Source organism: Bifidobacterium sp. POST2/T3 (B1), assembly GCF_058197115.1.
Window position 1 is genome coordinate 1 of sequence record NZ_JBVPQK010000373.1, and the last position, 2,534, is coordinate 2,534.

Below are 2,534 nucleotides of genomic sequence, written 5' to 3' on the forward strand. Positions count from 1 at the left end.
TACAAGGACGATAAATACTTCATGAAGGTGTTCAAACGCAGCACCGGCATCAGCCCCACCCGCTACCGCAGAACCTTCCACCAGCGCCACTTCAACTCCCACTGAAACCGACCAAAGGGTCGAGCGAAGGGAACAATAGGTGGTTTTTATTGACGCAATGGTCCCCGCCAAAGAGGTTTCGCCCACAAGTCCCATAGGATGAAAACAACAAGGTGATTCCGCAATGAAGGGAGATCCCCAATGCCTCATACCAATCCACCCCGGGTGATTTTCAGCCAGATGATCGATTCTCGACGCATCGAACTCTACTGGGACCAGGAGGTGAAAGGAGCCGCCGATCCCCGGCACTTCCGGCTTTCCCTGGACGGGCATCCCCTGCCGCTGATGGAGAGGACCGACGTGGAGTGGAACCTGCTCAACGTCTATGAACCCATCAAAAAACGGTCCACGCTGATCACCAGGGAACCCTTGGATTTCACTGTTCTGGGACGCCTGATCATACGGGCGGACGCGGCCATCGTCAACCGACAAGGCCAGCATGCCGACCCGGAGGTCGAGATCGTGGTCAACAACTGGCACTATCAGTACACCCAGTTCACCAATTGCCGCTGCGGCATCCCCATCGAATCATCGGACGACGTCAAGCACCACACCCGACTGCTGGCGGCCGACCTGATCGACACCATGCTGTCCGCATCGCCGCAGGTAGCCAAGACCATGATCGCCGAGGGTGCCAGGGTCGCCATCTACGGGCTGCACGAGGACGTCTATGACATACCCGAGCATCGCGGCGGCGCTCAGATCATGGATCGGCCAGTTGAAGGTTATGGAGGCATGATCGATGACCCGATCACTTCCATTTCCGCCGCCAACATCGAACGCATCACCGAGGGCGTACACCAGACCCGCTACCCCAATGAGTCCATACTGGCCCATGAATTCGGCCACGCCATCCACCTGCTGGGCATCAACCGCCTTGAGGATCAGAGCCTGGCCCATCGAATCCAAGCCGCCTACAGCCATGCACAGGAGACGGGTCTCTGGCCCCACACCTACTTGATGGGCAACATCGAGGAGTACTTCGCCACCCTGACCTCCATGTGGTTCAACGTCATGGCTGAGAGCGCCGACGACAACTGGGACGGCGTCCGGGGCCCGCTCAACACCAGGAACGAGCTACGCGAATACGATCCGACCGGCTACGACCTGCTGGCGGACATCTATCCGCAGACCGCACTGCCCTACCCCTGGAACACCAACCCGGTCAACCATGACTACAGCGGGCATATGGACCAGCTACCCTGAGAGCACCCGCTGCGACTTCGGGTCTGCAGACAGTGAGAATCGCGCGTGATGCTAACCCGATTAACAGGAAGAGTGGTTGCTAACCAGGTAAATACGGCCAGCATTCGACCGCGAATGATACAAGTCGGCAAATATCGAGTCGGCAAGTATTTTGTATACTTAGAGAAAGAGATAAACTTGCTTCAGCTAATAACCGCTCTTCTGGGTTATGAGACTTAAATCTAATGAACAATGTTGTGAACCCTCCACCACCTGCGTAAGGAGAACTGATGAAGGAGACAAAGGCTTTTGGACAGACAGACTTTGATCCGGCAGAGGCGCATGAGCGGGATTCCCGGGTACGCGTGGGACGGCTCACGGCATTGCCAGCCCAATTCCGCAGCAAAGCAAGAACAGCTGGGGCTATCTGGAAAAAACAAATAATCGCTCTCGTAGCAGTATTGATGAGTGTGGCCCTGTTCTCGGGTTGCCAGGGATCGAATAGGTCAGAGCCATCAGTAAAACAGGTCTCCAATTATCTTTCATCGTTGACAAAGTACAACGTTTCTGGTGATGGCAGTGTCAAGACCATCTCTGCGAACAAATCGGGAACCCTGTATGTACTGGCACAGCGAGCCGACCATAAGCGGGCTGAAGCTGCGCAATGCAAGGTGAACGGGCAAGCCATGCAGCGTTCTTCTTCTGACATAAATTACCCAGCCGGTGACGGAAAGAATTTCTTCCCATTCGCACAAATCGAGATCGCGCAAGGCAACCCACACAAGCTCTCTTGCAACCAACCGAGTGGGACCAAATTAATTGCATTGCTCGACCCGCATATCCGAAACTTATAGAGGCTGGACCAACGATGCAATCGAGCTGCAGGAAGTTTACCGAAAGAAGCTACGTATAAAACAGCAAACGTGCGACCCATTCTGCCTGCCGTCCGGAGCCTCCGAGGTCGTGGAACAGAAAGCAACGAAACCCCATATTCAACAACCTTCACAACCCGAATATTGTCGTTAAGAAGCCGCCGTCCAGTCATAACCTGGGTGTTATAAAGCCGGGTGTGATAAAGTTGTTTCAGATTGTCGGGACTGTACCTGGCCTACGGCTGGCCTGAAAGATGGGGGTATCCGATAGCTTGGCCGCTGTTCCTGGGGGAAGGGGATCGTAATTAGCATGCGTCAGCATTCGTACACAATAGGTAGACCAGCTATGGCCGTCAGTATTCTGCTCGCCATAATCCT

Annotated in this window: 2 protein-coding genes; both read left to right on the forward strand. The window is 54.6% G+C overall.

Translation table 11 applies throughout. The annotated features are described in order from the left end of the window. The first annotated feature begins 240 nt into the window (after positions 1–240). Positions 241–1,305 carry a hypothetical protein gene (locus tag AC0AP0_RS11765; protein ID WP_463603278.1) on the forward strand — a complete coding sequence of 355 codons (1,065 nt, stop codon included), beginning with the start codon at positions 241–243 and terminating at the stop codon, positions 1,303–1,305. Between the two features lie 269 nt (positions 1,306–1,574). Beyond that, positions 1,575–2,138 carry a hypothetical protein gene (locus AC0AP0_RS11770; protein WP_490430598.1) on the forward strand — a complete coding sequence of 188 codons (564 nt, stop codon included), beginning with the start codon at positions 1,575–1,577 and terminating at the stop codon, positions 2,136–2,138. The last annotated feature ends 396 nt before the right edge of the window (positions 2,139–2,534 follow it).